Source organism: Vibrio echinoideorum, from assembly GCF_024347455.1.
Classification (GTDB): domain Bacteria; phylum Pseudomonadota; class Gammaproteobacteria; order Enterobacterales; family Vibrionaceae; genus Vibrio; species Vibrio echinoideorum.
In genome coordinates this window covers 1,080,686-1,102,755 of the sequence record NZ_AP025483.1, presented here as the reverse complement: position 1 = coordinate 1,102,755, position 22,070 = coordinate 1,080,686, and the positions used below count along the sequence as shown (strand labels likewise).

The window sequence follows — 22,070 nt, the reverse complement described above, 5'->3', positions numbered from 1 at the left end:
ACCCCAAGGGCCACTTCTTTATAAGTGGCCCTTTTTATATCTATTCTTCTGATAATTTATAATAGATATATTACTCAAAATGGGGTTCAACCTTGAACTTAGTCACATTTTTGGGTAGCATTCGCGCACTTATCTTTTCGACACTCCGCTATTGCCGCTCTTTTCCATCACCGTTTGGCTACGCAATACACCCGTGTCGGTAAATCCATCTTAAGCATAGCTGAGCAAACATGTTCGAATTCCCACAATTTTCAAAGCACTCTGTAAAGAATGATGTGCTTTCAGGTCTTACAGTAGCCTTAGCTCTGGTACCTGAAGCCGTAGCATTCGCCTTTGTTGCTGGCGTTGACCCAATGGTTGGTCTTTACGCAGCATTCATCGTAGGTTTAATCACTTCTGTCTTTGGCGGTCGTCCAGGTATGATTTCTGGTGCAACTGGCGCAATGGCCGTTGTAATGGTAAGCCTAGTAGCAACCCATGGCGTTCAATACCTATTTGCGGCCGTTATGTTAGCCGGCCTTCTGCAAATTGCAGCGGGTGTGTTCAAGCTGGGTAAATTTATCCGTATCGTTCCGCACCCAGTAATGATTGGCTTCGTGAACGGCTTAGCGATCGTTATCTTCTTAGCACAGCTTGGTCAATTTAAAGCGCCTGATGTAACGGGTGCATTAACTTGGTTACCAAGCGGTCAAATGACACTGATGTTAGGCCTAGTGGCACTGACAATGGGTATCATCCACTTCCTTCCTAAACTCACAACAGCAGTACCATCTTCGTTGGTTGCTATTGTGACGGTAACGGCTTTGGTTGTTGGCCTTGATCTTGAAACTCGTACGGTTGTCGATTTCTTGCGCACGATGTCTGGTGATGAAGCCGCAACACTAGCGGGCTCTCTACCAACGTTCTCGATTCCCGCAGTTCCATTTTCATTCGAAACACTGCAAATCATCCTGCCATACGCAATTATTCTGGCGGCTATCGGCCTGATCGAATCTCTACTAACACTAACGGTACTTGATGAGATGACGAACACTCGTGGTCAATCTAACCGTGAATGTGTTGGTCAAGGTATGGCTAACGTAACGTGTTCTGTATTTGGCGCGATGGGTGGTTGTGCGATGATCGGTCAATCGATGATCAACGTAAACTCAGGCGGTCGTGGTCGTCTTTCTGGTATCGTTGCTGCAGTAGCACTACTGATGTTCATCCTTTTCGGCTCTGCACTTATCGAGATGATTCCTCTAGCTGCGCTAGTGGGTGTAATGTTCATGGTTGTTATCGGTACATTTGAATGGGCAACCTTCAAACTGGCTCGCCGTGTTCCTAAGCAAGACTTCTTCGTTATCGTTCTTGTTACGGTTGTAACAGTACTGACTGACCTTGCAGTAGCCGTGGGTGTTGGTGTAGTTGCTTCTGCATTAATGTTCGCATGGCAACATGCCAAACACATCTACGCAGATACATCTGTAAACGCGGAAGGCTCAAAAGAGTACAAAGTTAACGGTCCAATCTTCTTTGGTTCAACGGCTAACTTCCTGGAGCTGTTTGATGCATACAACGATCCACAAGATGTTATCGTTGATTTCGCAAACTCACGCGTTACAGACCACTCAGCGATTGAAGCGATCGATACTATCGCTGACCGTTACGCGGTATTAGGTAAGACACTTCACCTTCGCCATCTAAGCAAAGACTGTGTTGCTATGCTGCACAAAGCCGGTAGTTTAGTTGAAGCGAACGTTGCAGAAGACCCAATCTACAAAGTGATGTCTAAGTAATCTTAGTCACTGTTTTAAGCTAGATTGAAGAGGCCGACATTAAATGTCGGCCTTTTTTATGTCTATCACCTAGGCTCTAAGTTCTAAGTTCTAAGTTCTAAGTTCTAAGTTCTAAGTTCTAAGTTCTAAGCAAGAGTATCCGAGCTAAATTAACTTCAAGATAGCTTCGCTAGACTCTTCGATTAAATCCAACACCAATTCAAAGCCATTTCCCTCACCATAATACGGATCGGGAATTTCTTGATATTGTGACTCTCCAAAGCTTAAAAATAGCACAAGCTTGTATTGGAGATGAGTAGGACACTGGCTCATTAAATCGTCTAAATTTGCCTTATCAGCTGCCAGTATCAGGTCAAACTCTTCAAAGTCATTCATGACTACTTTGCGAGAGGTTATCCCCTTAAAACTGTAGCCTCTTTTCTCTCCTGCAGACTTTGAGCGTGAATCGGGTGGATTGCCTTTATGGAACCCAATTGTCCCGGCAGAATCGACTACCACATCAACATCTAACTGCTGCGCTTTCTTTCTTAGCACCGCTTCACCTGTGGGTGAACGACAAATATTGCCCATACAAACAACGAGTATCTTTTTCATCCTTAATCACCTGTTCTTCCGATGGTTTTTGCTATCGTTAAGTTAGGCTATGATAGGTGCAATCACAACTTAAAAGGATTTGTTATGTCGACCGAAGACAACAAAGAACAACGCCACAAAGCAAGACAACAGAAAGTAAAAGAACAAGTCGATGCACGTGTCGCAGCAGCGCAAGAAGTGAAAGGCCTATTGTTGGTTATCACTGGCAATGGTAAAGGTAAATCAACATCCGGTTTTGGCACCATCACTCGAGCCGTCGGTCATGGTAAAAAATGTGCCGTTGCTCAATTTGTTAAAGGGACTTGGGATAACGGTGAAAAGAACGTTCTTCAAAAACTAGATGTAGAATTCCAAGTCATGGGAACTGGTTTTACATGGGAAACCCAAGATAAAACAAAAGATATTGAAGCCGCACAACGTATTTGGAAAGAATGCCAGCGCATGCTAGCGGATGAGTCAATTGATGTAATTCTATTTGATGAACTGACTTACATGGTGAGCTACGGTTATATCGAGTTAGATGAAGTGGTAGAAGCACTGAATAATCGTCCAAAGATGCAGTCTGTAATCATTACAGGCCGCGGCGCACACCGAACTTTAACTGAGATGGCAGATACCGTATCTGAAGTTCGAAATGTGAAACACGCTTTTGAATCTGGTGTAAAAGCGCTGCAAGGTGTCGACTGGTAATCTTCTTTAACTAGAGGTTCCCGACTCAGTAACTCTCCCCTATCTAAAATGACGACGCTAGAAAGTTATCAGTCTAAGCTTGTCATTCCCTAGAACGAGGCACGAGCATCATAGGGAATCTCTCTTGATTATTATCAGCGCCCAAACAAAAGCGCCATTCCTACAACAGGAATGGCGCTTTTTATATACTATTAACATAGATTAGTTAAAGACGATTGCTTAAAGAAAATTAATTAAAGAAACCTTTCAACAAACCATCAACCGCTTCTTTAGTCTTCTCGTCTTTGATCTTATCCGTTAGCTTATTCACACCACGGTCAATCTCTTTCTGCGCTTTCTGTTTCAACACATCATCAAAAACAAGGGCAAATTTCGGATCAGCCCACTGGCCAGTGATTTTGATTGGGATAGTCACATCTTTCAGGTCATCAATGTTTTTACCACCCTGACCTTCTAGCGAACCAACCACGGATGTTCTCACAAGGAAGTCGACCGTTTCGTTGATGAAGTTTGCTTTACCTTGACCTGTCACGCGTAGCAATGGTGACTGTGCTGTTAAGTCATTAGTTGAAACCCAACCTTTATCTACTTTCAGTGTCGCTTTCATTGCACTGAAATCAGTTTTTTGAGCCTCATTTTTACTTTCGACTTTTTCGCCTTTGATCTTAGCGTAGTTTTCTCGAATCAGTTGAGCAACGTTGATACCATTAACTGCACCATCTTCAAAGTTAATCACAATAGTACCGACTAGGTTTTTCTTGATGCCTGTTGGCGTTAAGCTCTTACCTTTAACGTTAACATCAATATTACCGGTACCTTCAAGCATATCGTTATCAGCGACATCAACCAATAATGGTTGAACCTTCACGCCCTTGATCTTCTTCTTAGCCGTGTAAGTCGCTGGTGTTTTACGGGCATCTAATCGTGCTGTCGCCGAAATAGAGCCATCATAAAGGTTCGATGTGAACGACGTTAATTCAGCAATACCACGGTTAACCGAGAATGCTGTTTTAACGTTCTGCATTTTCGCATTGCTCGCCTTGAACTTATCAATCGTGATGTCACCTTTGACATCTAGCGTTTTCAGTGCCGAAAGGTCAGGTTCCACTTCTTTCGCAGGAGCGGAGTTACCAGCACTTGAGGTTGAGCCACCAGCAGAGTCTGAAGGCGCAGTGCTCGCCGTCTCAGTTGTTTTGCTTAAACCTAAGAACTCATCTAAATCGATATTAGGGCTATGGAGAGAGAAACGAACTTTTGGTATTTCAGATAAAGTCACATCAGCTTTACCGTCTAACGCAATAGCATTAGCCTGCAACTTCTCTAACACAAAACTCAAGTGGTTCTTGTTTAGATCAAAGCTTAAATCAGACAGCATATCTACTTTCATTGGTGACTGAGGAAGCGTATCGCCTTTGAATGTTGAGTCTAACGTTAGCTTGTTCAGTGTTACTTTTGAAATCGCACTATCAACCGTTAGCTCACCGCCACCTTTAAGATCAAGATCAAGACCAGCAGCATTACCAATCACAGCGTAAGTTAGTTGGTTAACCTTATCGAACTCAAACGTATTCAAGCCAATCTTCGCCGACTCAATTGACGTTGCTGGATCATTGAACTTGGCATTAAGGTCAATATTGCGCAGGGCGTAACTAACGAAACCTTCCGCTAATTTAAACTCAGCACTACCTTCTGCAGAGAACTTCTGTTGATTGTTTTCGCCAGAGGCTGCAAAGGTTGCTGTTGTCCATGTATCAACGGCAAACTCAGAAAGATTCAAAGACACATCGTATAACTTGGTGAAGGAACCCGCTTGCTTGTCATCCATTTCAAACAGTGCGTTTGAGACAGTGACGCCTGCAAGGTTTATCGTCCAACCTGATGCTTCTGCAGTGCTTTGATCTTCAGGAGCAGGCGCTGATTCAGAGCTGGTATCTGGGGCAGGCTCAGACTCTTGAGGCGTTGAGGCTTGTGTTAACGCATCAATATTCTTACGACCATCTTTAAGCGTTTCTAAATAAAATTCGGCACCATCCAGAGTAACGTTGCCGATCTCCAATTGGTTACTAAATAGCGGAGTAACAGAAACATCGACACCAACGTTATCGACCTTAAATAGGTTCGGTTGGGTAAATCCTTCGGGGTTACGTAATTCAGTTTGACCAAGTGCAAAGCCAATAGATGGGAAAAATTGCCAGCTGATATCACCCTCGATCACGAGCTCTAGGCCTGTGTGTTTTTGGGCTTGTTCGACAATTAATGGCTTAAATTGGTTGGGATTCACTAACAGCACTAGTGCCAGAATTGCTGCAATAACAACAAATACTGGTACAGCTATGAAAATGAGTAGTTTCTTCATCCGCATATTCCTTGCTTAGATTCCAAAAGAAAGTGGCACTATAAAAGTGCCACTGATTCGGTAAAAAATAAAGCTAAGTGAGTCACTTAAGCAAAATTTTATTCGATTAAGACTTCAACAACTTCGCAATGTGCGCTTTTAGCACATCAATCGCAATACGGTTTTTACCACCACGAGGAACGATGATGTCTGCATGTTGTTTTGAAGGCTCGATAAACTGCATGAACATTGGGCGTACTGTTTCTTGATATTGCTTGAGTACAGTGTCCATTGTACGACCACGCTCTTCTACGTCTCGCTTAACACGGCGTAATAGACAAATGTCTAGCGGTGTATCCATAAACACACTTGCGTGCATTAGGCTACGTAGACGTGGGTCTGTTAATAGCAGAATACCTTCTAAAATGATCACTTTCTTAGGAGTAAGTGTAGTCGCTTCAGATGTACGTGTGTGTTCGGTGTAGCTGTATTCAGGAACTTCTACTGCGTTACCACTCATTAGCTGCTGTAGATGTTCACATAAAAGATCATGATCTAGTGCATTTGGGTGATCGTAGTTAGTTTTAACACGCTCTTCCATACTCAAGTGGCTTTGGTCGCTGTAATAGCAATCTTCCGTGATAACACCAATTTGATGGTCGCCTACTTTTTCGCGCAATTCATTATAAATTGTACTAGCAATCAGACTTTTTCCTGAAGCTGAAGCGCCAGCGATACCTACGATGACACATTGATTATTATCAGACATTAATTTTGCACCCGATATGGTTTGGTGGTGGGAAGAGATAAACCGCCTGATTATAGGGGCTAAACAACATAGATTCTAGTCGCCATTCTAGCTAATTGCAGTCAAATTGATGATATCAATGCATTTAATGAATACAATCGTTTGCTTTCAAATAACTTCCCTACAACTATTTGCACAACCCCAATGGTGATTAACCCAAATCCAAAAGCTTTTTAGCTAGCTCAGACCGCTATTTTCCAAATAACGTCAGCGATCATCACGGCCGAAGCATTATTTGTACGACTCTGAGATAGGCTCGCGCTATTCAACCATCGAAAAGTTAATCGCTTCCGGTCTCGCTTTTCCCGTCCAGAACATTTTTGCAGCGACATTTTCAGCAAGTTCTAGATAATGACGCGTGTGTTCGCTATCTGGACGGCGTATTACCGTCGGGCAACCTGCATCGATGTCTTTACGTACATCAATATGAAGGGGAATTTGCGCCAAAATATCAAGGAAAAACTCTTCTGACATAGCCTCTGCGCCACCAGCGCCAAAGATATGCTCTTTCTCACCACAGTGGCTACAAATATGGTAACTCATGTTTTCGACTAAACCCGCCACAGGCACACTCACTTTATCAAACATCGCAACGCCTTTACGCGCATCTGCTAATGCTAGATCTTGAGGAGTAGTCACCACTATTGCACCCGTCACTGGGATCTGTTGTGACAAGGTTAGTTGAATATCACCGGTACCCGGTGGCATGTCGATGACAAGATAATCTAACTCAGGCCATACTGTTTCGTTAACTAACTGACCCAGAGCCTTAGCCGCCATTGGACCACGCCAAATGGCAGCATCATCTTTCGACACAAGATAGCCGATAGAATGAGTAAAAATACCGTGCGCCTCAATTGGCATCATCCATTTGTTATTTTGCACTTCGGGTTTTGCGTCTAGCTGACCAAGCATCATAGGCACAGATGGGCCGTAGATATCTGCATCTAATAATCCGACTTTTGAGCCAGACTTAGATAAAGCCAGAGCAAGATTTACAGATGTTGTGGATTTACCCACCCCGCCCTTTGCAGACGTTACTGCAATAATATTTTTCACGCCTTTCAATGGGGTAGCAACCGTGGTTTCTAACGCCGACGGCTTCACATTTACTTCAAATTGGAAAGCACTCACCAGTTGCTGTTCAATTTGAGAGTGGATCCACTGTTCCAGTTCGACCGCGAGCTGATTGGCAGCAAAAGGCAAGGTAATAACAAATGATCCACGCGGATCAACCGATACAATATTTTGGTGTAGCGCCCACTCTGGTATGAGGATTGGTGACTCGAACTCATTCAACCATGAACAGAAATCTTGCTTTGAAGTAAAGTTACGCATTGCGGCTCCTTTTTTATTTATGCTATCACCAGCGAGAGAAAGACTGAACCCCTAAAAAACTAAGGGAATCCTGTGTCTGATACCTTGGCGTGACACACGTTATAAAGTAGTATTACCCATCAAATTTATACCTATCAATAAAAGCGAATATTAAGTATGGCAAACGATCCAAGAACTCTTGATCCAAGGAAACTACTGGTTACTTGTGCCCTTCCGTACGCTAACGGTTCGATTCACCTAGGTCACATGCTTGAGCACATCCAAGCCGACATCTGGGTTCGTTACCAACGCCTGCGTGGCAACACTGTAAACTTCATCTGTGCTGACGATGCTCATGGCACACCAATAATGCTTAAAGCACAACAGATGGGTATTACACCAGAAGAGATGATCGCTGCAGTAAGTGAAGAGCACCAAAAAGACTTCGCTGGCTTCGATATTAGCTTTGATAACTACCACAGCACACACAGTGAAGAGAACCGTGAACTGGCTTCTCATATCTACCTTGAACTTAAAAAGAACGGTTTTATCTCTAGCCGTACTATTTCTCAGCTTTTCGATCCTGAGAAAGAAATGTTCCTACCAGATCGTTTTGTAAAAGGTACTTGCCCTAAGTGTAAGTCAGAAGACCAATACGGTGATAACTGTGATAACTGTGGTGAGACATACAGCCCAACTGAACTGATTAATCCGAAATCAGCAGTATCTGGCGCAACTCCAGTAATGAAAGACTCTGAGCACTTCTTCTTTGACCTGCCTCAGTTCGAAAGCATGTTGAAAGAGTGGACTCGTTCAGGCTCTCTACAAAATGAAACTGCAAATAAAATGCAGGAATGGTTCGAGTCTGGCCTGCAACAGTGGGATATATCACGCGATGCACCTTACTTCGGCTTCGAGATCCCTGGTGAGAAAAACAAATTCTTCTACGTATGGCTAGACGCTCCTGTTGGCTACATGGCTTCTTTCAAGAACCTATGTGACAAGCGTGACGATCTAAACTTTGACGAATACTGGAAGAAAGACAGCACAACTGAGCTTTACCACTTCATCGGTAAAGACATCGTTTACTTCCACAGCCTATTCTGGCCTGCAATGCTAGAAGGCGCTGGTTTCCGTAAGCCAAACAACGTATTCGTACACGGCTACGTAACGGTGAACGGTGCGAAGATGTCTAAGTCGAAAGGCACATTTATCAAAGCAAGCACGTACTTAAACCACCTAGACCCTGAGTGTCTACGCTACTACTACGCTGCGAAACTAAACAGCCGTATTGATGACTTAGATCTTAACCTTGAAGACTTCACTCAACGTGTAAACGCTGACGTAGTAAACAAGATTGTTAACCTAGCTTCTCGTAACGCAGGCTTCATCACCAAGCGTTTTGAAGGCAAGCTTTCTGCTGAATTTGCAGAACCAGAGCTTTACAACGAATTCGTAGCAGCAGCTGAGCGTATCGGTCAACTGTACGAAACTCGCGAGTTTAGCCGTGCTATTCGTGAAGTAACGGCACTTGCTGACAAAGCAAACCAATACATCGACGAGAAAGCACCTTGGGTTCTTGCGAAAGAAGAAGGCAAAGAGAAAGAGCTTCAAGAAGTCTCTTCTGTTGGTATCAACCTATTCCGCGTACTAATGGCTTATCTGAAACCTGTAATGCCAGAGCTTGCGGCTCGCACTGAAGCTTTCCTAAACGAAGAGCTAACGTGGGAAGGCATTGCAACGCCACTAACTGATCACGAAATCACTAAGTTCAAAGCGCTATTTAGCCGTATTGATCCTAAGAAAGTGGAAGCAATGATCGAATCTTCTAAAGAAGACGCAGCCGTTGAAGCAGCAGCGAAAGAAAAAGCGGAAGCTGAAAAAGAACAAGCAAGCCAAACTGAGCTAGACAAAGAGCCAGTTGCAGAAGAGATTGAATTCGATGCATTTGCAGCGGTAGATATGCGCATTGCTCGTATCATCTCTTGTGAAGAAGTACCAAAAGCGAACAAACTGCTGAAGTTCCAACTGGACATCGGTGGTGAAACTCGCCAAGTGTTCTCTGGCATTAAATCAGCTTACAAACCTGAAGAGCTAGAAGGCAAACTAACGGTAATGGTAGCGAACCTAAAACCTCGTAAGATGAAGTTTGGTATGTCTGAAGGCATGATCCTAGCGGCAGGCCCTGGTGGCAGTGACCTATGGATTCTTGAGCCACACGAAGGTGCTCAACCTGGTATGCGTGTAATGTAATTCTGACCTTAGTCAGGTAACACAACATTCATAATGAAATCCCTGATGCACTTTTAACTTAAAAGAGTTAATAAGCATTAGGGATTTTTTATATCTACCGAAAAAATGCGTTCTCTGTTAGAGTCGCCGTCAACTATGCTATGTAGAGTGGAAATTGGCTTGTCGATGATAACAGGCTAAAACCAACACCTCTTTACTCTACAAACCCTTTTTAGGAATCCCCAGTGACTAACAACGAAATCTTGCGTCGTATTCAACACGCACTAAACCTTAAAAATGCACAGATCATTAAAGCTATCGAGCAAGCTGACGTGACCATTGCTCATGACCAAGTGATTAACTGGCTAAAAGACGACAACGACAAGTCATGCTCTACAATGAAAGATAAAGAGTTAGCGGTATTCCTAAATGGTTTCATCAACCTTAAGCGTGGCAAAAAAGAAGGTGTTCAGCCTAAACCTGAAGTTGCTCTGACCAACAACATGATTTTCATGAAGCTACGTATTGCGTTAAACATGAAAGCAGAAGATGTACTAGACGTATTAGAAGTCGTTGGTGTAAGCCTAAGTAAGTACGAAATTGGTGCTTACTTCCGCAAACCAGAGAACAAAAACTATAAAGTGTGCGAAGACCAACTATTGTGCGACTTTCTAAATGGTGTGCAATTTACTAACCGTCCAGATTCGGAAGAGTTCTCAGGTTAATCAAAGCTTGGTTTTTGCTTAATGCTTAACAGTAAAAACCATTCAGGCTTACAACTGAAAAAGTAAGCTTAATTAAACAATAAAAAGCGGCGAGATAATCTGATTATCTCGCCGCTTTTTCGTTTTATTTACGTTACTGACTGAATAGACCTAACAATAATTAGTTGAAAGCTTAACTGTCGTCTTCAGTAAAGTTAGTCGGCAACGTCGTTTTCATTTCATTCCAAACTTGCGCACTTGCAATACCGTAATTACGGATCACCAATGGCAAGTTTTCACGTTGGCCGCTCTCACATATAACGAACAACTCTTTATAGAAGTCCATAGCTAAACGTCGTGCTTCTGGGTTAGAGAAGTAGTAGCTACCCACTCGGTCATAAAGTTTACGTACACCGTTAAAAATCAGGCCGTAAATTTGGTTACCTGAATGGAATGCCAAACGTTGGAAAAGCATATAATCATAGAAGTTGAAAGTCTTCGCGATTAAGATCGTTTGGCGTTTCGCTTCGTCTTTTTCTACATTTTCTTTAACAGCTTGTTTAATCTTGTCAGCATAAGGAGAAGATTCTAAAAATTCATCCCACGTTGGTGCCGCTAATAGAGCTTCACAAGATTCAATCACGTTAGTGATCGTGCGTTCAGAAGCTTCTTTGTTTGATTTAAAAGCATAGCGCATAAAGATCGGGCTGATATTAGTTCGAGCTGCAAGTAAGTCTTCTACCATTTTGCTCGCATTATCAACATCCAACGTCATCAACGTATCTAGGATATGAAGACCTGAGGTTTCCATAAACTGGTTAACTTTAGTTGGTTTACCGTGCTGGATTGTCAACCAACCATCACGAGCAAGGCGCTGAAGCACTTCACGAAGCGTGGTGCGTGTTACACCAATCAATTCAGAAAGCTCACGCTCTGCGGGTAAAATAGAGCCAGGAGCAAAACGGCCATTCCAAATACTTTCAATGATATACTTTTCTGCAAAGCCTGCCGGGCTCTTCGCCTTAATGACCATCTACACTTCAATCCAATTTAATTATTCTAATTTACTCATCATACCACTAGTCACTCCTAGCGGAAACACCCTCAAAAACTTTACTCACCCAAAACCACCAGTAGAGTTAAAGCTCTAACGTGCAGCACACGTTTGCCCCTTAAGTTTAGAAAGCAAGCGACTATAAATCACCATTTCAACAAGTTGTTAACACAACAAATTTTCTTTAAAATCAATGAGATTAGTCATAATTTTAGAATTGCGAATTTGCAATGTTAAGTTGTAATAATCATATATAAACCGTCCTTATCATGTTAATTTCAATCATTTCGCTGAAATATTGATTCTAGTCGGTTTTTATCACATTTTAAGTGGTATGCTTGCGCTACTTTGATCGCGTTTCTCAACAAAAAATAGGTATTTTTAGAGCTACGGGGCTTTTCCTGTTGACTAAATGTTATCTAAGAGTAGAGTTGCGCTCAAAAATAAGCAGTGCTTGAGTTTCTAAGGGAGTGACTTGGCAAGACCACAGAACATTACATGGAATGTAGTTTTTCTAAGTCACTGTTAGTTATAGTTTTTAACAATTTTATAACTCGATTCTCAAAATGTTGTATTGCTTGTCTATTCATAATCAACATAAAAGAGTATTAACATGCCGATGTCTCTCGGAAACGCTTTTATCAAGAACTTCCTTGGTAAAGCTCCTGATTGGTATAAACTTGCCATCATTTCCTTTTTAATCATCAACCCGTTTGTTTTCTTCCTAGTTGACCCATTTGTTGCGGGTTGGCTATTGGTGGTTGAGTTTATTTTCACTCTCGCTATGGCTCTAAAATGCTACCCTCTTCAACCGGGTGGTTTATTAGCAATTCAAGCTGTCGCCATTGGCATGACCAAACCAGAAATGGTTTATCATGAGCTACAAGCAAACCTCCCTGTATTACTCTTATTAGTATTCATGGTTGCTGGCATATACTTCATGAAAGAACTACTTTTGTTCATTTTCACGAAGATCCTGCTCGGTATCCAATCTAAAGTATTGCTTTCTGTCGCCTTTTGTATTGCAGCGGCCTTCTTGTCTGCCTTCCTAGATGCGCTAACAGTAATCGCCGTAGTGATTAGCGTTGCGGTTGGCTTCTATTCTATCTATCACAAAGTAGCATCAGGCAAAGGCACAACGTCTGCACACGATCATACTCATGATGAAGAGCTCTCTGAACTTACTCGTGATGACTTAGAAAACTACCGTGCTTTCTTGCGTTCATTGCTTATGCACGCAGGTGTTGGTACTGCACTAGGCGGTGTAATGACTATGGTAGGTGAGCCGCAAAACTTAGTGATTGCTAAACAAGCAGGCTGGGAGTTCGGTGAATTTATTATCCGCATGCTGCCAGTAACACTGCCAGTATTCATCTGCGGCATTATCACTTGTGCACTTGTGGAGAAATTCAAAGTATTTGGCTACGGTGCAGAACTGCCAAATAACGTTCGCCAAATCTTAGTTGAATTTGACAACAAAGAACGCGCAAATCGTACAAAACAAGACGTAGCAAAACTATGGGTTCAAAGTGCAATCGCAGTTTGGCTTATTGTCGGCCTTGCGCTTCACGTGGCTGAAGTCGGCTTGATTGGTCTTTCAGTTATTATCTTAGCAACGGCGTTTACTGGTGTAATTGAAGAGCACTCGATGGGTAAAGCCTTTGAAGAAGCGCTACCATTTACTGCACTTCTTGCTGTCTTTTTCGCGGTTGTTGCTGTAATCATTGACCAGGGACTATTTAAGCCAGTGATCGATGCGGTACTTCACGTTGAAGATAAAGGTGCACAGCTTGCATTATTCTATGTGGCCAACGGTATCTTATCGATGGTTTCGGATAACGTGTTCGTAGGTACGGTTTACATCAACGAAGTGAAAACTGCACTTGTTGAAGACATCATCACTCGCGACCAATTCGATCTACTTGCTGTTGCGATAAACACAGGTACTAACCTACCTTCGGTTGCTACGCCAAACGGCCAGGCTGCCTTCTTATTCCTGTTAACATCAGCACTTGCTCCGCTAATTAGACTGTCTTACGGCCGTATGGTTATCATGGCCCTACCTTACACAATCGTCCTGGCACTTGTTGGCCTTGCTGGCATCGTGTTCTTCGTAGAGCCGATGACAGCGTGGTTCTACGATGCAGGCTGGATCATTCAGCGTACTGGTGAAGTTGTTGCTCCAGTGATCTCTGGTGGTCACTAAGCTGACTTTGTGTTGCAAAGGGCAATAAGTGTATCTAACTAATCAAAAATATTAGTTGATTAGGAAACTTATCCAAGATAAAAAGCTCTGAGTATTCAGGGCTTTTTTATTTTATAGACAGGATTAAATTCGTGAACTTTTTTGTAATGCTCAAAGACTTCTCTAAGGGACGTTTATCTTGGCTTTTACTGCTAGCTTTTATTGTATTTTTTGAAGCATGTGCTCTTTTCTTCCAGCATGTGATGATGCTTGGTCCTTGCGTGATGTGTATTTATGAACGCGTTGCCATGCTTGCTATCGGCGTCGCTGCTCTAATTGGTGCTATTGCTCCGAATAACCCAGTATCACGTTGGTTAGGGCTCGCTGGTTGGGGGTTTGGTGCCTACAAAGGTTTGATGCTTGCGTTACAGCACGTTGATTATCAGTTCAACCCTTCTCCTTTCGCAACTTGTGACTTATTCGTGACCTTCCCTAGTTGGGCACCATTAAACCAATGGGCACCGTGGATGTTTGAAGCTTACGGTGACTGTAGCAAAGTTGTATGGCAACTCTTAGAGCTTTCGATGCCTCAATGGCTAGTGATTATCTTTACCGGTAACTTAATTGCTTGCGGGTTTATTGTTATTTCTCAATTTGTTAAATCAAAAAATGACTAACAATAACTTTAAAAATTGGAACAAAAAAAGTCGACCATAAGGTCGACTTTTATCATTTAAATTTTGTTTAATTGCAATTCTACTCGTTAGCTATTAGCTTTTTTTACCGCAACATTGCTTAAACTTTTTACCACTTTCACATGGGCAAGGGTCGTTACGACCGATATCTTTAAATGGGTTAACACTCTGTGACTTATTACCCAACATCGCCTCGTCCGCAGCCAACGCTACTTCTGAAATCATCAGGTCAACCTGACCGACCAAATCTTCGAGTGATGGCGGATTTTCCAGACCGACAGCAATCATTTGCTGCTGAGTGTGTTCTTCATCAATCGCTAACATCAGTGTTGTCAGGAGCGCTTGTAACATACGCAAAGTGCCATCAGCCATCGTCACTGTTTGCCATTGCTCTTCAACTGTTGGCCAAACCATCATGAAACCTTCAGCAAAACCTGCGAATTGCTCATTAAAGTCGCCATCAGCAAACACGTCTGTCAGTAAATATTCATTACGCTGAATTAGGTTATGTTGACGATTAATTTGTTCAGTGGCCATTGAAACAAGCTCTTTACCTGCTTCAGGAGCAACGACAGCTAGCCACGCTTCTGGATCTAATGGCTTAGTCGCTAGGTTAGAAGCAAGGATTGCACCTTCGATAAATTGAGGCGTAATGTCAGTGACTGATTCTGGTAGGTTTAATAATTGATATGTCATGAAAGCTCTGGATATTGGGGCATTTTCGTTATTATAACGCCATCCCTCCCCAGATGTCGCCAACCACATCTCTCTGTTTTGAAATCAACAAGCATACGCAAACCATTGCTATTCAAATGTCATTAATATTTCACTTATTTCGCTTTGATAATCAGAGCCCTGGGTGTAAAAACCAGCTCAAGCATTCAGTTACATTTAGGCGTATTCAACATGAAATTAAAAGCACAAGGTTTTACATTACTCGAACTTGTTGTTGTGGTCGTTATTTTGGGCGTATTGGCAGTAACCGCTGCACCTCGTTTTCTTGGTGTTCAGCGAGACGCTCATGAATCCTTAGCGCAAGGTGCGTTTTCTGCATTTAGAAACAGTATAGATATGTATCATTCACAGTGGCTTGTCGATGGTGAGCAAGGGTTTGATCAGGTAGTGGATTATGGTGAAGGCGATGTGTACCCGTCGGAAACTGGTTTTCCAATTTCGATTCTTGATACACCGCCAACAGAAGCGCCAAAAGTTGAAGGTGACCAATGTGTGGCACTTTGGAACTCTTTAATTGATTCCGACTTGGTCGCTCGCTCTCAATACGACACTGGCTTTATTCTCCCTTCGAATGAGGCCATTGTTAGTTGGTATACTGGAACACCTGAGTGTTATTACTACTATACTCCAAGCTTTACGACCTCTGAGCGTTTACCTATTCTCTATTACTCACCAATTACAGGAGAAGTAAGAATAACCAGAGAAATGGCGAATACCGCTCCCTAGTGACAAGCTAAGTAACACACCGTACAATCACGCCTCTTAATTTTCGGTACACCCAGTTTCGGTAGAACAATATGCGAGTAATACTTGGCCCAATGGAGGGCGTTCTAGATCACCTAATGCGTGAAATTCTCACAGAGATCAATGATTACGATCTCTGTGTCACAGAATTTGTACGTATCGTTGATCAACTTCTTCCTCCGCATGTATTCCACCGTATTTGCCCTGAGTTACATCAAGGCTCTCAAACCATGGCTGGTGTACCTATTCACCTTCAACTTTTGGGGCAACACCCAAATTGGATGGCTGAGAATGCCTTTCAAGCAGCCAACTTAGGCGCTAAAGGTATTGATATTAACTTTGGGTGTCCTGCGAAAGCAGTAAACAAAAGTAATGGTGGAGCTTCATTGCTAAAAGAGCCTGAACTCATCTATCAAGTGGTGAAAGCCTGCCGAGAAGCGGTACCTGCACATATTCCGGTATCCGCAAAAATTCGACTGGGCTGGGAACATCCTGAGGAGTGTTTTGAGATTGTCGATGCCATTGAACAAGCGAAAGCTGACGAACTGACTGTGCATGCGAGAACTAAAACAGGTGGTTACAAGGCTAGTGAAATCAAATGGGACTACATCAATCAAATAAGAGAGAAAACCTCTCTACCGTTGATTGCGAACGGTGAAATTTGGAACTATGAAGATGGTCAAGATTGCATTAAAGCAACAGGAGTCGATTCATTGATGGTCTGCCGCGGCGCTTTCAATATTCCAAACCTTGGTAATGTCGTTAAGCACAACCACCAGAAAATGCCGTGGGATAAAGTCATTGAACTTTTACTGCGCTATTCAGAGTTTCAAATTAAAGGGGATAAAGGCATGTACTACCCCAATAGAGTGAAACAATGGTTTGTCTATTTAAGCAAAGGCTACCCTGAAGCGAACGAACTATTTAAAGAAATTCGTACTTTCAAGAAAGCGCCACCCATTGTAGAGCGCCTACAACGTTACCAGGATCAGCGCTGCCAATCCGTTTAGCTCGCATGCACGTTTCCACTCGAAAAACGCGTTAACTCTTTCCTAATCCTAAAAAACGCTTATTCAATAGCGCGGTTAAAATACAAGACGGTCTTTACCCGTCGTTTTAGCCGCGTACAACTTTTCATCGGCGTACTTAAATATCTCTTCAAAGTTAAGCTGGCTTTGCTTTGTTTCAACAATACACACACCGCCAGACACCGTAAATCCATTCGGGACAATGTCGGCTGATTTCGCGCAAATCGCATTTTTTACACGTTGCAATGTCCTAATCATCGTTTCCCGGTCATCACCTTTCAGATAAACAACAAACTCTTCGCCGCCAAACCTTGCGGCAACGTCACTGCTTCGAATACTGCTACTTATCTGACGCGACATATAACGAATCACGTCATCGCCTTTATCATGGCCATAGGTATCGTTAATTGACTTAAAGTCATCAATATCAAACACCGTTAAGGTAAATAATTGATCATGCTCTACGCTGCGCCAAAACGCTTCTAAGCCACGTCGATTCAATAATCCTGTCATCGGGTCTTTGGCAGCAAGTTCTTTGAAATAACCGCGTTCAATATTGGAATTGACGTAGAAAAAGATAGTGACAGAGAACAGGTAAACGATAATAGCGACAATTAAACTGTCTTTTTCATAAATAAAGAAATGCTCTATTTCCTTTTCAAGATCAAAGTCATAGTACATTGCATGATGTGATGCGACACCTTCTAAGACGATCTCGCTATAAAAGGTTGAGGAGTCGCTTGGAACCGCCAAGGTTGTATCAATGATGTTCACTTTGCCGGCTAAATGTTGATTAGAAGCCCCCAGTAATTTGCCAGCGTCAATATCTACCGAGAGCATCCCTTGATGCACCCCTTGATTGAACACAGGAATTGTCATACTGATTATTCGATCAAGGGAGTCAAATCGGTATGCCGGCCCAGAGAGCGTCAATTGATCCGGATTATTGGCGGTTTTTTGCCAATATGGGCGACTTTTTATCGTAGAGAGCAGTTCCTTCCCTAGCCCTTTAGCGAAGTCTTCAGGTGACGAAATCACATAACCGCGGGTATCAATAAAATGCACACCATTGTGGTATTCATCAAGTTGAGACAAGAATGAAAGGATAGGTGCCAAGGCGATTTTCTCGGAAGCACTTTTGTAGCTATCACTGGTTTCAGAGCACAACGATTCTTCACCGACCAACATATAATCGATATCAACAGAAGGAATGTCGCCTGTTTTACCATCAGCGAGTAGTAGGACATCGATAGGCCAAATACGACAAAGACCATTGACCACCTGCTTATTATGGTCAAGAAAAAGTGGATTTCCGGATTTATAATAATTCGAGAAGCTGTAATCTAAAGCAGTGACAACTTTAGTGGTTCCAGCGAAAACCTCTTCGATACGATGCAACTCACTGTTGATGTCTTTTTTTACCGCATCAAAATGGTTCTTACCAATTAGGCCTAGCAGCATTAAAGCGATCACCGCTGGGAATCCGAAGATAAAACTAAGGCTAAAGTGCCTGTTTACTTTCATATAATGTGCTCTTAGCGCTCAACTATTTTCATTTATACCATTAATATTATGACATTAATCAACAGTCCTCTCGATGTAAAACAATGTAAATTGATATTAACGGTATGAGTAATGGTTAGATAACTGCTTAAAAATGAATAAAGTAGAGAGAAAATAGCATTTAGAGTAAATTTTTTTGTTCATTAAATGTATTAAAGCACTGTTAACAAAGTAACTTATAGATAGTCCGTCAATTGAAACCTAATGTTGTTCAACGACTGACTATTGCACGATCAATTACGGACTTTGGCAATGTCACTCCTAGCTCACGAGCCGCCTCAAGGTTCACGACCAGCTGAGAGCTCTGTGCGGTTTTGACACTCAGTTTCCCCGGTTTTTGCCCATTCAGAATTGCAGCGACATAATCTGCGGTTTGAATACCTACGTCATAATAGTCTAACCCAAGGCCCGCTATAGCGCCTTTTCCTACATAAGACGTCGCTCCGGCAACCACTGGCGTTCCAGCTCGGTTAGCAGCTTCTATAAGCCCTTCGATACCACTTGCAACAGTGTTATCTGTCAATGCGTAAATAACATCAGACTTCTTAGCAATGGATTCGGTTTTTGATTCTACATCATCGATGGTTAGCACTTTTTCAGTGTACAGAGTAAAACCAAAGTCTCGTGCAGACTTCTTTAATAGCCCAACTAACGCGACGGCATTTGCTTCAGCCGGATTATAAACAACCCCAATTGAGCTTGCCTGAGGAAGGAGCTCTTTAATAAGAGATACATGTTGAGAAATCGGAGACAAATCAGAAAGGCCGGTAACGTTTCGTCCCGGTTTATCCAAGTGTTTGACCAGTCTCGCACCAATTGGATCAGTAACCGCGGTAAACACAATAGGAATAGATCGCGTTGCAGAAACCAAAGCTTGCGAAGTAGGTGTCGCGATACCCACTAATACGTGGGGGTTTTCGCTGACTAACTCTCTGGCAATTTTTGCGGCTTGCGCCGGGCTACCATTAGCCATTTCATAAGAGAACTCTAAATTTTTACCCGCTTCATAGCCTTTAACTCTTAACCCTTCGATGAGTCCTAAGCGTGTCGCATTCAGATCTGGATGGTCAACAACTTGTGAAACCGACACTTTGGCGACGTTCGCCATTACATTGCCAGTCCATAGCAACAGCAGACAGCTTAAAACCGCTGCCAATATCTTTCTTACAGAACTCATTATCGCTCCCTAAATCAAGCTCTACTCGTTATTACTCGATCGAAGAGAACAACATCAAAAATCACTATTGACATTATTACCAGTAACTATTGATAACTTGAAGTGATATTTAACAAAAATACAACAAGGTTCGAATTATGTGGGGATAAGCGGGTTTGTTGGATTTAAAGGTAAGAAACTCAATGAATACAAGATAAGCTCGGCAAATAAAGGCAAAGCTAAATGAATAAAGACTAAGTGAAGCGATTAGAAGAGAGGATCAAATCTGAGAACGAGCTATCGATGATGTATGACTGTTCTCAGACTAGAGGGAGATATAGGACGACCTTTTAGAACCAACGTTCCATTGAAGATTTGTCTAGCTGACGAAATGCGCGATTTAAAATGATCGCCAACTCTTTGTAACGAGGGCGTGGCTTCATTGGCTCTAATGCAAAACCCGTTTCGGTGATCTTTTCATGCAATTCACGGTACCAAGATACTAAGGCCGGCGGAAGCTGAGTTTTTGAACGATTACCTAACCACCACATACCTTGAAGCGGCAAGCTGATCGCAAACAATGCCATAACCACAGCCTGTGGCATCGCTTGGTAATTGTTAAAGACCATTTGCGTAAGGACGCTTATTGCAGCTATTGCGGGCATCACCTTAACACCAAAACGCGTCGCTTTGATGATGCGTTGCTCAGGGAAAATAGCGTTTAACTCTTTTCGAACAGGCCAGAGATCCATGTACTTTTGGCCATCTTTTAAACTGCTAGCTAAACCAACTCTATTACTCATATGAGTCTCCCATTAAAAAAAAGTTGAAATCATCAACTAAATACACAAAAATTTGACGAAAAATAATATTCTTTCAAATTTTTTTGTTATATTTGCACAATATCGCTATTATTTGCAGACCTCAATCTCATTGTTGCCCTTATTTACAATTTAAGCAACTTTGGGACGACTTCTGCAAGGAATGCAAAAGCCTCTTTTCTTAAAAGTGCGCTTTCACTTTAATACGGAAATTAACGTTTTTTTGACCAAGGTTAGTACGCAAGCAATGGTGCTTCGTCTATTCTTGAGATTAATTTTCATCCTTAACTGATTTCGATCAGAAAAATAAACAGGTAGTCATTAATGTCTAAGCTAGTTTTAGTTTTAAACTGTGGTAGTTCTTCTCTTAAATTTGCTGTTGTTGATGCAGAAACAGGTGCTGAGCACCTAACTGGTCTTGCTGAATGTCTTGGTCTTCCAGAAGCTCGTATGAAATGGAAACTTGACGGCAAGCACGAAGCACAACTAGGTGCGGGCGCAGCTCACGTAGAAGCACTATCTTTCATGGTAGAAACTATTCTTGCTTCTAAGCCTGAGCTTAAAGCTAACCTTGGCGCTATCGGTCACCGTATCGTTCACGGTGGCGAGCAGTTCACTTCTTCTGCACTTATCACTGATGAAGTTCTTAAGGGTATTCAAGACGCTGCAACTTTTGCACCTCTTCATAACCCAGCTCACCTTATCGGTATCGAAGCGGCTCAACAGAACTTCCCTGGTCTACAAAACGTTGCTGTTTTTGACACTGCATTCCACCAAACAATGCCTTCTGAGTCTTACCTATACGCTCTACCGTACAACCTGTACAAAGAACACGGCATCCGTCGTTACGGCATGCACGGTACTTCTCACCTATTCATCACACGTGAAGTTGCAGGCCTACTAAACAAGCCAGTTGAAGAAGTTAACATCATCAACTGTCACCTAGGTAACGGCGCTTCTGTATGTGCTATCAAGAACGGTCAATCTGTAGATACTTCTATGGGTCTTACTCCTCTTGAAGGTCTTGTAATGGGTACTCGTTGTGGTGACCTTGATCCTGCGATCATCTTCCACCTGCACGACGCTCTTGGTTACTCTGTTGAAGAAATCAACAACATGCTAACTAAAGAGTCTGGCCTAGCAGGTCTAACTGAAGTGACTTCTGACTGTCGTTTCGTTGAAGACAACTACGGTGAGAAAGAAGAAGCAACTCGTGCAATGGACGTGTTCTGTCACCGTCTAGCTAAGTACGTTGCTGGCTACACTGCTACTCTAGAAGGTCGCCTAGACGCAATCACTTTCACTGGCGGCATCGGCGAGAACTCTGGCCCAATCCGTGAAATGGTTCTTAACCGCCTAGGCATCTTCGGCATCGAAGTTGACAGCGAAGCTAACCTTAAAGCACGTTTCGGCGGCGAAGGTACTATCACTACAGCTAACAGCCGTATCCCTGCAATGGTTATCTCTACTAATGAAGAGCTAGTAATTGCTGAAGACACTGCGAAACTAGCAGGTCTTTAATTGATTTTCCTGACTAGCTTCACTCGAAGCTAGTCAGTTTTTCATATCAAGAAAATGGGGCTCAACTTCTATTCCTACCCCAATTTAAATATCGGTGGGAATAGCAGTTG

Annotated in this window: 18 protein-coding genes; 9 read left to right on the top strand and 9 right to left on the bottom strand. The window is 42.6% G+C overall.

Features of this window, described 5'->3' with window-relative positions; translation table 11 throughout:
- The first annotated feature begins 230 nt into the window (after positions 1-230).
- The gene (locus OCV36_RS05145) at positions 231-1,778 is read left to right on the top strand and encodes a SulP family inorganic anion transporter (RefSeq protein ID WP_102554354.1); all 1,548 of its coding nucleotides are present in this window, start codon (positions 231-233) and stop codon (positions 1,776-1,778) included.
- Positions 1,779-1,922: 144 nt separating this feature from the next.
- On the opposite strand, the gene OCV36_RS05140 is transcribed toward OCV36_RS05145, so the two are convergent.
- Positions 1,923-2,372, bottom strand: a complete 450-nt coding sequence (locus OCV36_RS05140) for a low molecular weight protein-tyrosine-phosphatase (RefSeq protein ID WP_135454519.1) — start codon at positions 2,370-2,372, stop codon at positions 1,923-1,925.
- Positions 2,373-2,456: 84 nt separating this feature from the next.
- On the opposite strand from OCV36_RS05140, the gene cobO reads away from it, so the two are divergent.
- Complete coding sequence (gene cobO / locus OCV36_RS05135) at positions 2,457-3,062, top strand: cob(I)yrinic acid a,c-diamide adenosyltransferase (RefSeq protein ID WP_029224603.1); 606 nt, start codon at positions 2,457-2,459, stop codon at positions 3,060-3,062.
- Positions 3,063-3,291: 229 nt separating this feature from the next.
- On the opposite strand, the gene OCV36_RS05130 is transcribed toward cobO, so the two are convergent.
- The 3 genes from OCV36_RS05130 to apbC form a co-directional block, all read right to left on the bottom strand.
- Positions 3,292-5,418 (bottom strand): AsmA family protein, encoded by a 2,127-nt coding sequence (locus OCV36_RS05130; protein ID WP_135454517.1) that lies wholly within the window; start codon positions 5,416-5,418, stop codon positions 3,292-3,294.
- A gap of 106 nt (positions 5,419-5,524) precedes the next feature.
- Complete coding sequence (udk, locus tag OCV36_RS05125) at positions 5,525-6,166, bottom strand: uridine kinase (RefSeq protein WP_017076676.1); 642 nt, start codon at positions 6,164-6,166, stop codon at positions 5,525-5,527.
- A 300-nt stretch (positions 6,167-6,466) separates the two neighbouring features.
- Entirely contained in the window at positions 6,467-7,543 is a 1,077-nt protein-coding gene (gene apbC, locus OCV36_RS05120) for an iron-sulfur cluster carrier protein ApbC (RefSeq protein ID WP_017076675.1), read from the bottom strand.
- A 156-nt stretch (positions 7,544-7,699) separates the two neighbouring features.
- On the opposite strand from apbC, the gene metG reads away from it, so the two are divergent.
- Both metG and OCV36_RS05110 read left to right on the top strand, forming a co-directional pair.
- Complete coding sequence (gene metG / locus OCV36_RS05115; RefSeq protein WP_135454516.1) at positions 7,700-9,775, top strand: methionine--tRNA ligase; 2,076 nt, start codon at positions 7,700-7,702, stop codon at positions 9,773-9,775.
- A gap of 224 nt (positions 9,776-9,999) precedes the next feature.
- Positions 10,000-10,479: a YehS family protein gene (locus OCV36_RS05110; RefSeq protein WP_102554361.1), complete on the top strand. Its 480-nt coding sequence runs from the start codon at positions 10,000-10,002 to the stop codon at positions 10,477-10,479.
- 172 nt (positions 10,480-10,651) lie between these two features.
- On the opposite strand, the gene fadR is transcribed toward OCV36_RS05110, so the two are convergent.
- Entirely contained in the window at positions 10,652-11,491 is an 840-nt protein-coding gene (gene fadR, locus OCV36_RS05105) for a fatty acid metabolism transcriptional regulator FadR (RefSeq protein ID WP_017076672.1), read from the bottom strand.
- Positions 11,492-12,125: 634 nt separating this feature from the next.
- Between fadR and nhaB the strand changes: the two genes are divergently transcribed.
- Complete coding sequence (gene nhaB / locus OCV36_RS05100; protein WP_135454514.1) at positions 12,126-13,718, top strand: Na(+)/H(+) antiporter NhaB; 1,593 nt, start codon at positions 12,126-12,128, stop codon at positions 13,716-13,718.
- A gap of 146 nt (positions 13,719-13,864) precedes the next feature.
- Complete coding sequence (dsbB, locus tag OCV36_RS05095; protein WP_135454769.1) at positions 13,865-14,374, top strand: disulfide bond formation protein DsbB; 510 nt, start codon at positions 13,865-13,867, stop codon at positions 14,372-14,374.
- A gap of 93 nt (positions 14,375-14,467) precedes the next feature.
- Here the strand turns inward: dsbB and OCV36_RS05090 are convergent, their stop codons facing one another.
- Positions 14,468-15,088 carry a YecA family protein gene (locus OCV36_RS05090; RefSeq protein WP_017076669.1) on the bottom strand — a complete coding sequence of 207 codons (621 nt, stop codon included), beginning with the start codon at positions 15,086-15,088 and terminating at the stop codon, positions 14,468-14,470.
- Positions 15,089-15,298: 210 nt separating this feature from the next.
- Between OCV36_RS05090 and OCV36_RS05085 the strand changes: the two genes are divergently transcribed.
- Complete coding sequence (locus tag OCV36_RS05085) at positions 15,299-15,853, top strand: prepilin-type N-terminal cleavage/methylation domain-containing protein (RefSeq protein WP_017076668.1); 555 nt, start codon at positions 15,299-15,301, stop codon at positions 15,851-15,853.
- Positions 15,854-15,924: 71 nt separating this feature from the next.
- Entirely contained in the window at positions 15,925-16,881 is a 957-nt protein-coding gene (gene dusC, locus OCV36_RS05080; protein ID WP_135454512.1) for a tRNA dihydrouridine(16) synthase DusC, read from the top strand.
- A gap of 75 nt (positions 16,882-16,956) precedes the next feature.
- Here the strand turns inward: dusC and OCV36_RS05075 are convergent, their stop codons facing one another.
- From OCV36_RS05075 to yfbV, 3 genes are all read right to left on the bottom strand, one after another.
- Positions 16,957-18,423: a sensor domain-containing diguanylate cyclase gene (locus tag OCV36_RS05075; protein WP_135454510.1), complete on the bottom strand. Its 1,467-nt coding sequence runs from the start codon at positions 18,421-18,423 to the stop codon at positions 16,957-16,959.
- Positions 18,424-18,673: 250 nt separating this feature from the next.
- Entirely contained in the window at positions 18,674-19,639 is a 966-nt protein-coding gene (locus OCV36_RS05070; protein WP_135454508.1) for an ABC transporter substrate-binding protein, read from the bottom strand.
- 329 nt (positions 19,640-19,968) lie between these two features.
- Positions 19,969-20,421 (bottom strand): terminus macrodomain insulation protein YfbV, encoded by a 453-nt coding sequence (yfbV, locus tag OCV36_RS05065; protein ID WP_017076664.1) that lies wholly within the window; start codon positions 20,419-20,421, stop codon positions 19,969-19,971.
- A 342-nt stretch (positions 20,422-20,763) separates the two neighbouring features.
- Between yfbV and OCV36_RS05060 the strand changes: the two genes are divergently transcribed.
- Entirely contained in the window at positions 20,764-21,960 is a 1,197-nt protein-coding gene (locus OCV36_RS05060) for an acetate kinase (protein ID WP_004734016.1), read from the top strand.
- Positions 21,961-22,070 lie beyond the last annotated feature (110 nt).

What these genes read in the sequence shown, in the direction of transcription:
- dusC (WP_135454512.1), top strand. Translation starts at nt 15,925, where the DNA reads ATGCGAGTAATACTTGGCCCAATGGAGGGCGTTCTAGATCACCTAATG.
- OCV36_RS05060 (WP_004734016.1), top strand. Translation starts at nt 20,764, where the DNA reads ATGTCTAAGCTAGTTTTAGTTTTAAACTGTGGTAGTTCTTCTCTTAAA.
- OCV36_RS05140 (WP_135454519.1), bottom strand. Translation starts at nt 2,372, where the DNA reads ATGAAAAAGATACTCGTTGTTTGTATGGGCAATATTTGTCGTTCACCC.
- udk (WP_017076676.1), bottom strand. Translation starts at nt 6,166, where the DNA reads ATGTCTGATAATAATCAATGTGTCATCGTAGGTATCGCTGGCGCTTCA.
- OCV36_RS05070 (WP_135454508.1), bottom strand. Translation starts at nt 19,639, where the DNA reads ATGAGTTCTGTAAGAAAGATATTGGCAGCGGTTTTAAGCTGTCTGCTG.
- fadR (WP_017076672.1), bottom strand. Translation starts at nt 11,491, where the DNA reads ATGGTCATTAAGGCGAAGAGCCCGGCAGGCTTTGCAGAAAAGTATATC.
- cobO (WP_029224603.1), top strand. Translation starts at nt 2,457, where the DNA reads ATGTCGACCGAAGACAACAAAGAACAACGCCACAAAGCAAGACAACAG.
- OCV36_RS05085 (WP_017076668.1), top strand. Translation starts at nt 15,299, where the DNA reads ATGAAATTAAAAGCACAAGGTTTTACATTACTCGAACTTGTTGTTGTG.
- apbC (WP_017076675.1), bottom strand. Translation starts at nt 7,543, where the DNA reads ATGCGTAACTTTACTTCAAAGCAAGATTTCTGTTCATGGTTGAATGAG.
- dsbB (WP_135454769.1), top strand. Translation starts at nt 13,865, where the DNA reads ATGCTCAAAGACTTCTCTAAGGGACGTTTATCTTGGCTTTTACTGCTA.
- OCV36_RS05090 (WP_017076669.1), bottom strand. Translation starts at nt 15,088, where the DNA reads ATGACATATCAATTATTAAACCTACCAGAATCAGTCACTGACATTACG.
- yfbV (WP_017076664.1), bottom strand. Translation starts at nt 20,421, where the DNA reads ATGAGTAATAGAGTTGGTTTAGCTAGCAGTTTAAAAGATGGCCAAAAG.
- OCV36_RS05075 (WP_135454510.1), bottom strand. Translation starts at nt 18,423, where the DNA reads ATGAAAGTAAACAGGCACTTTAGCCTTAGTTTTATCTTCGGATTCCCA.
- nhaB (WP_135454514.1), top strand. Translation starts at nt 12,126, where the DNA reads ATGCCGATGTCTCTCGGAAACGCTTTTATCAAGAACTTCCTTGGTAAA.
- OCV36_RS05145 (WP_102554354.1), top strand. Translation starts at nt 231, where the DNA reads ATGTTCGAATTCCCACAATTTTCAAAGCACTCTGTAAAGAATGATGTG.
- OCV36_RS05130 (WP_135454517.1), bottom strand. Translation starts at nt 5,418, where the DNA reads ATGAAGAAACTACTCATTTTCATAGCTGTACCAGTATTTGTTGTTATT.
- metG (WP_135454516.1), top strand. Translation starts at nt 7,700, where the DNA reads ATGGCAAACGATCCAAGAACTCTTGATCCAAGGAAACTACTGGTTACT.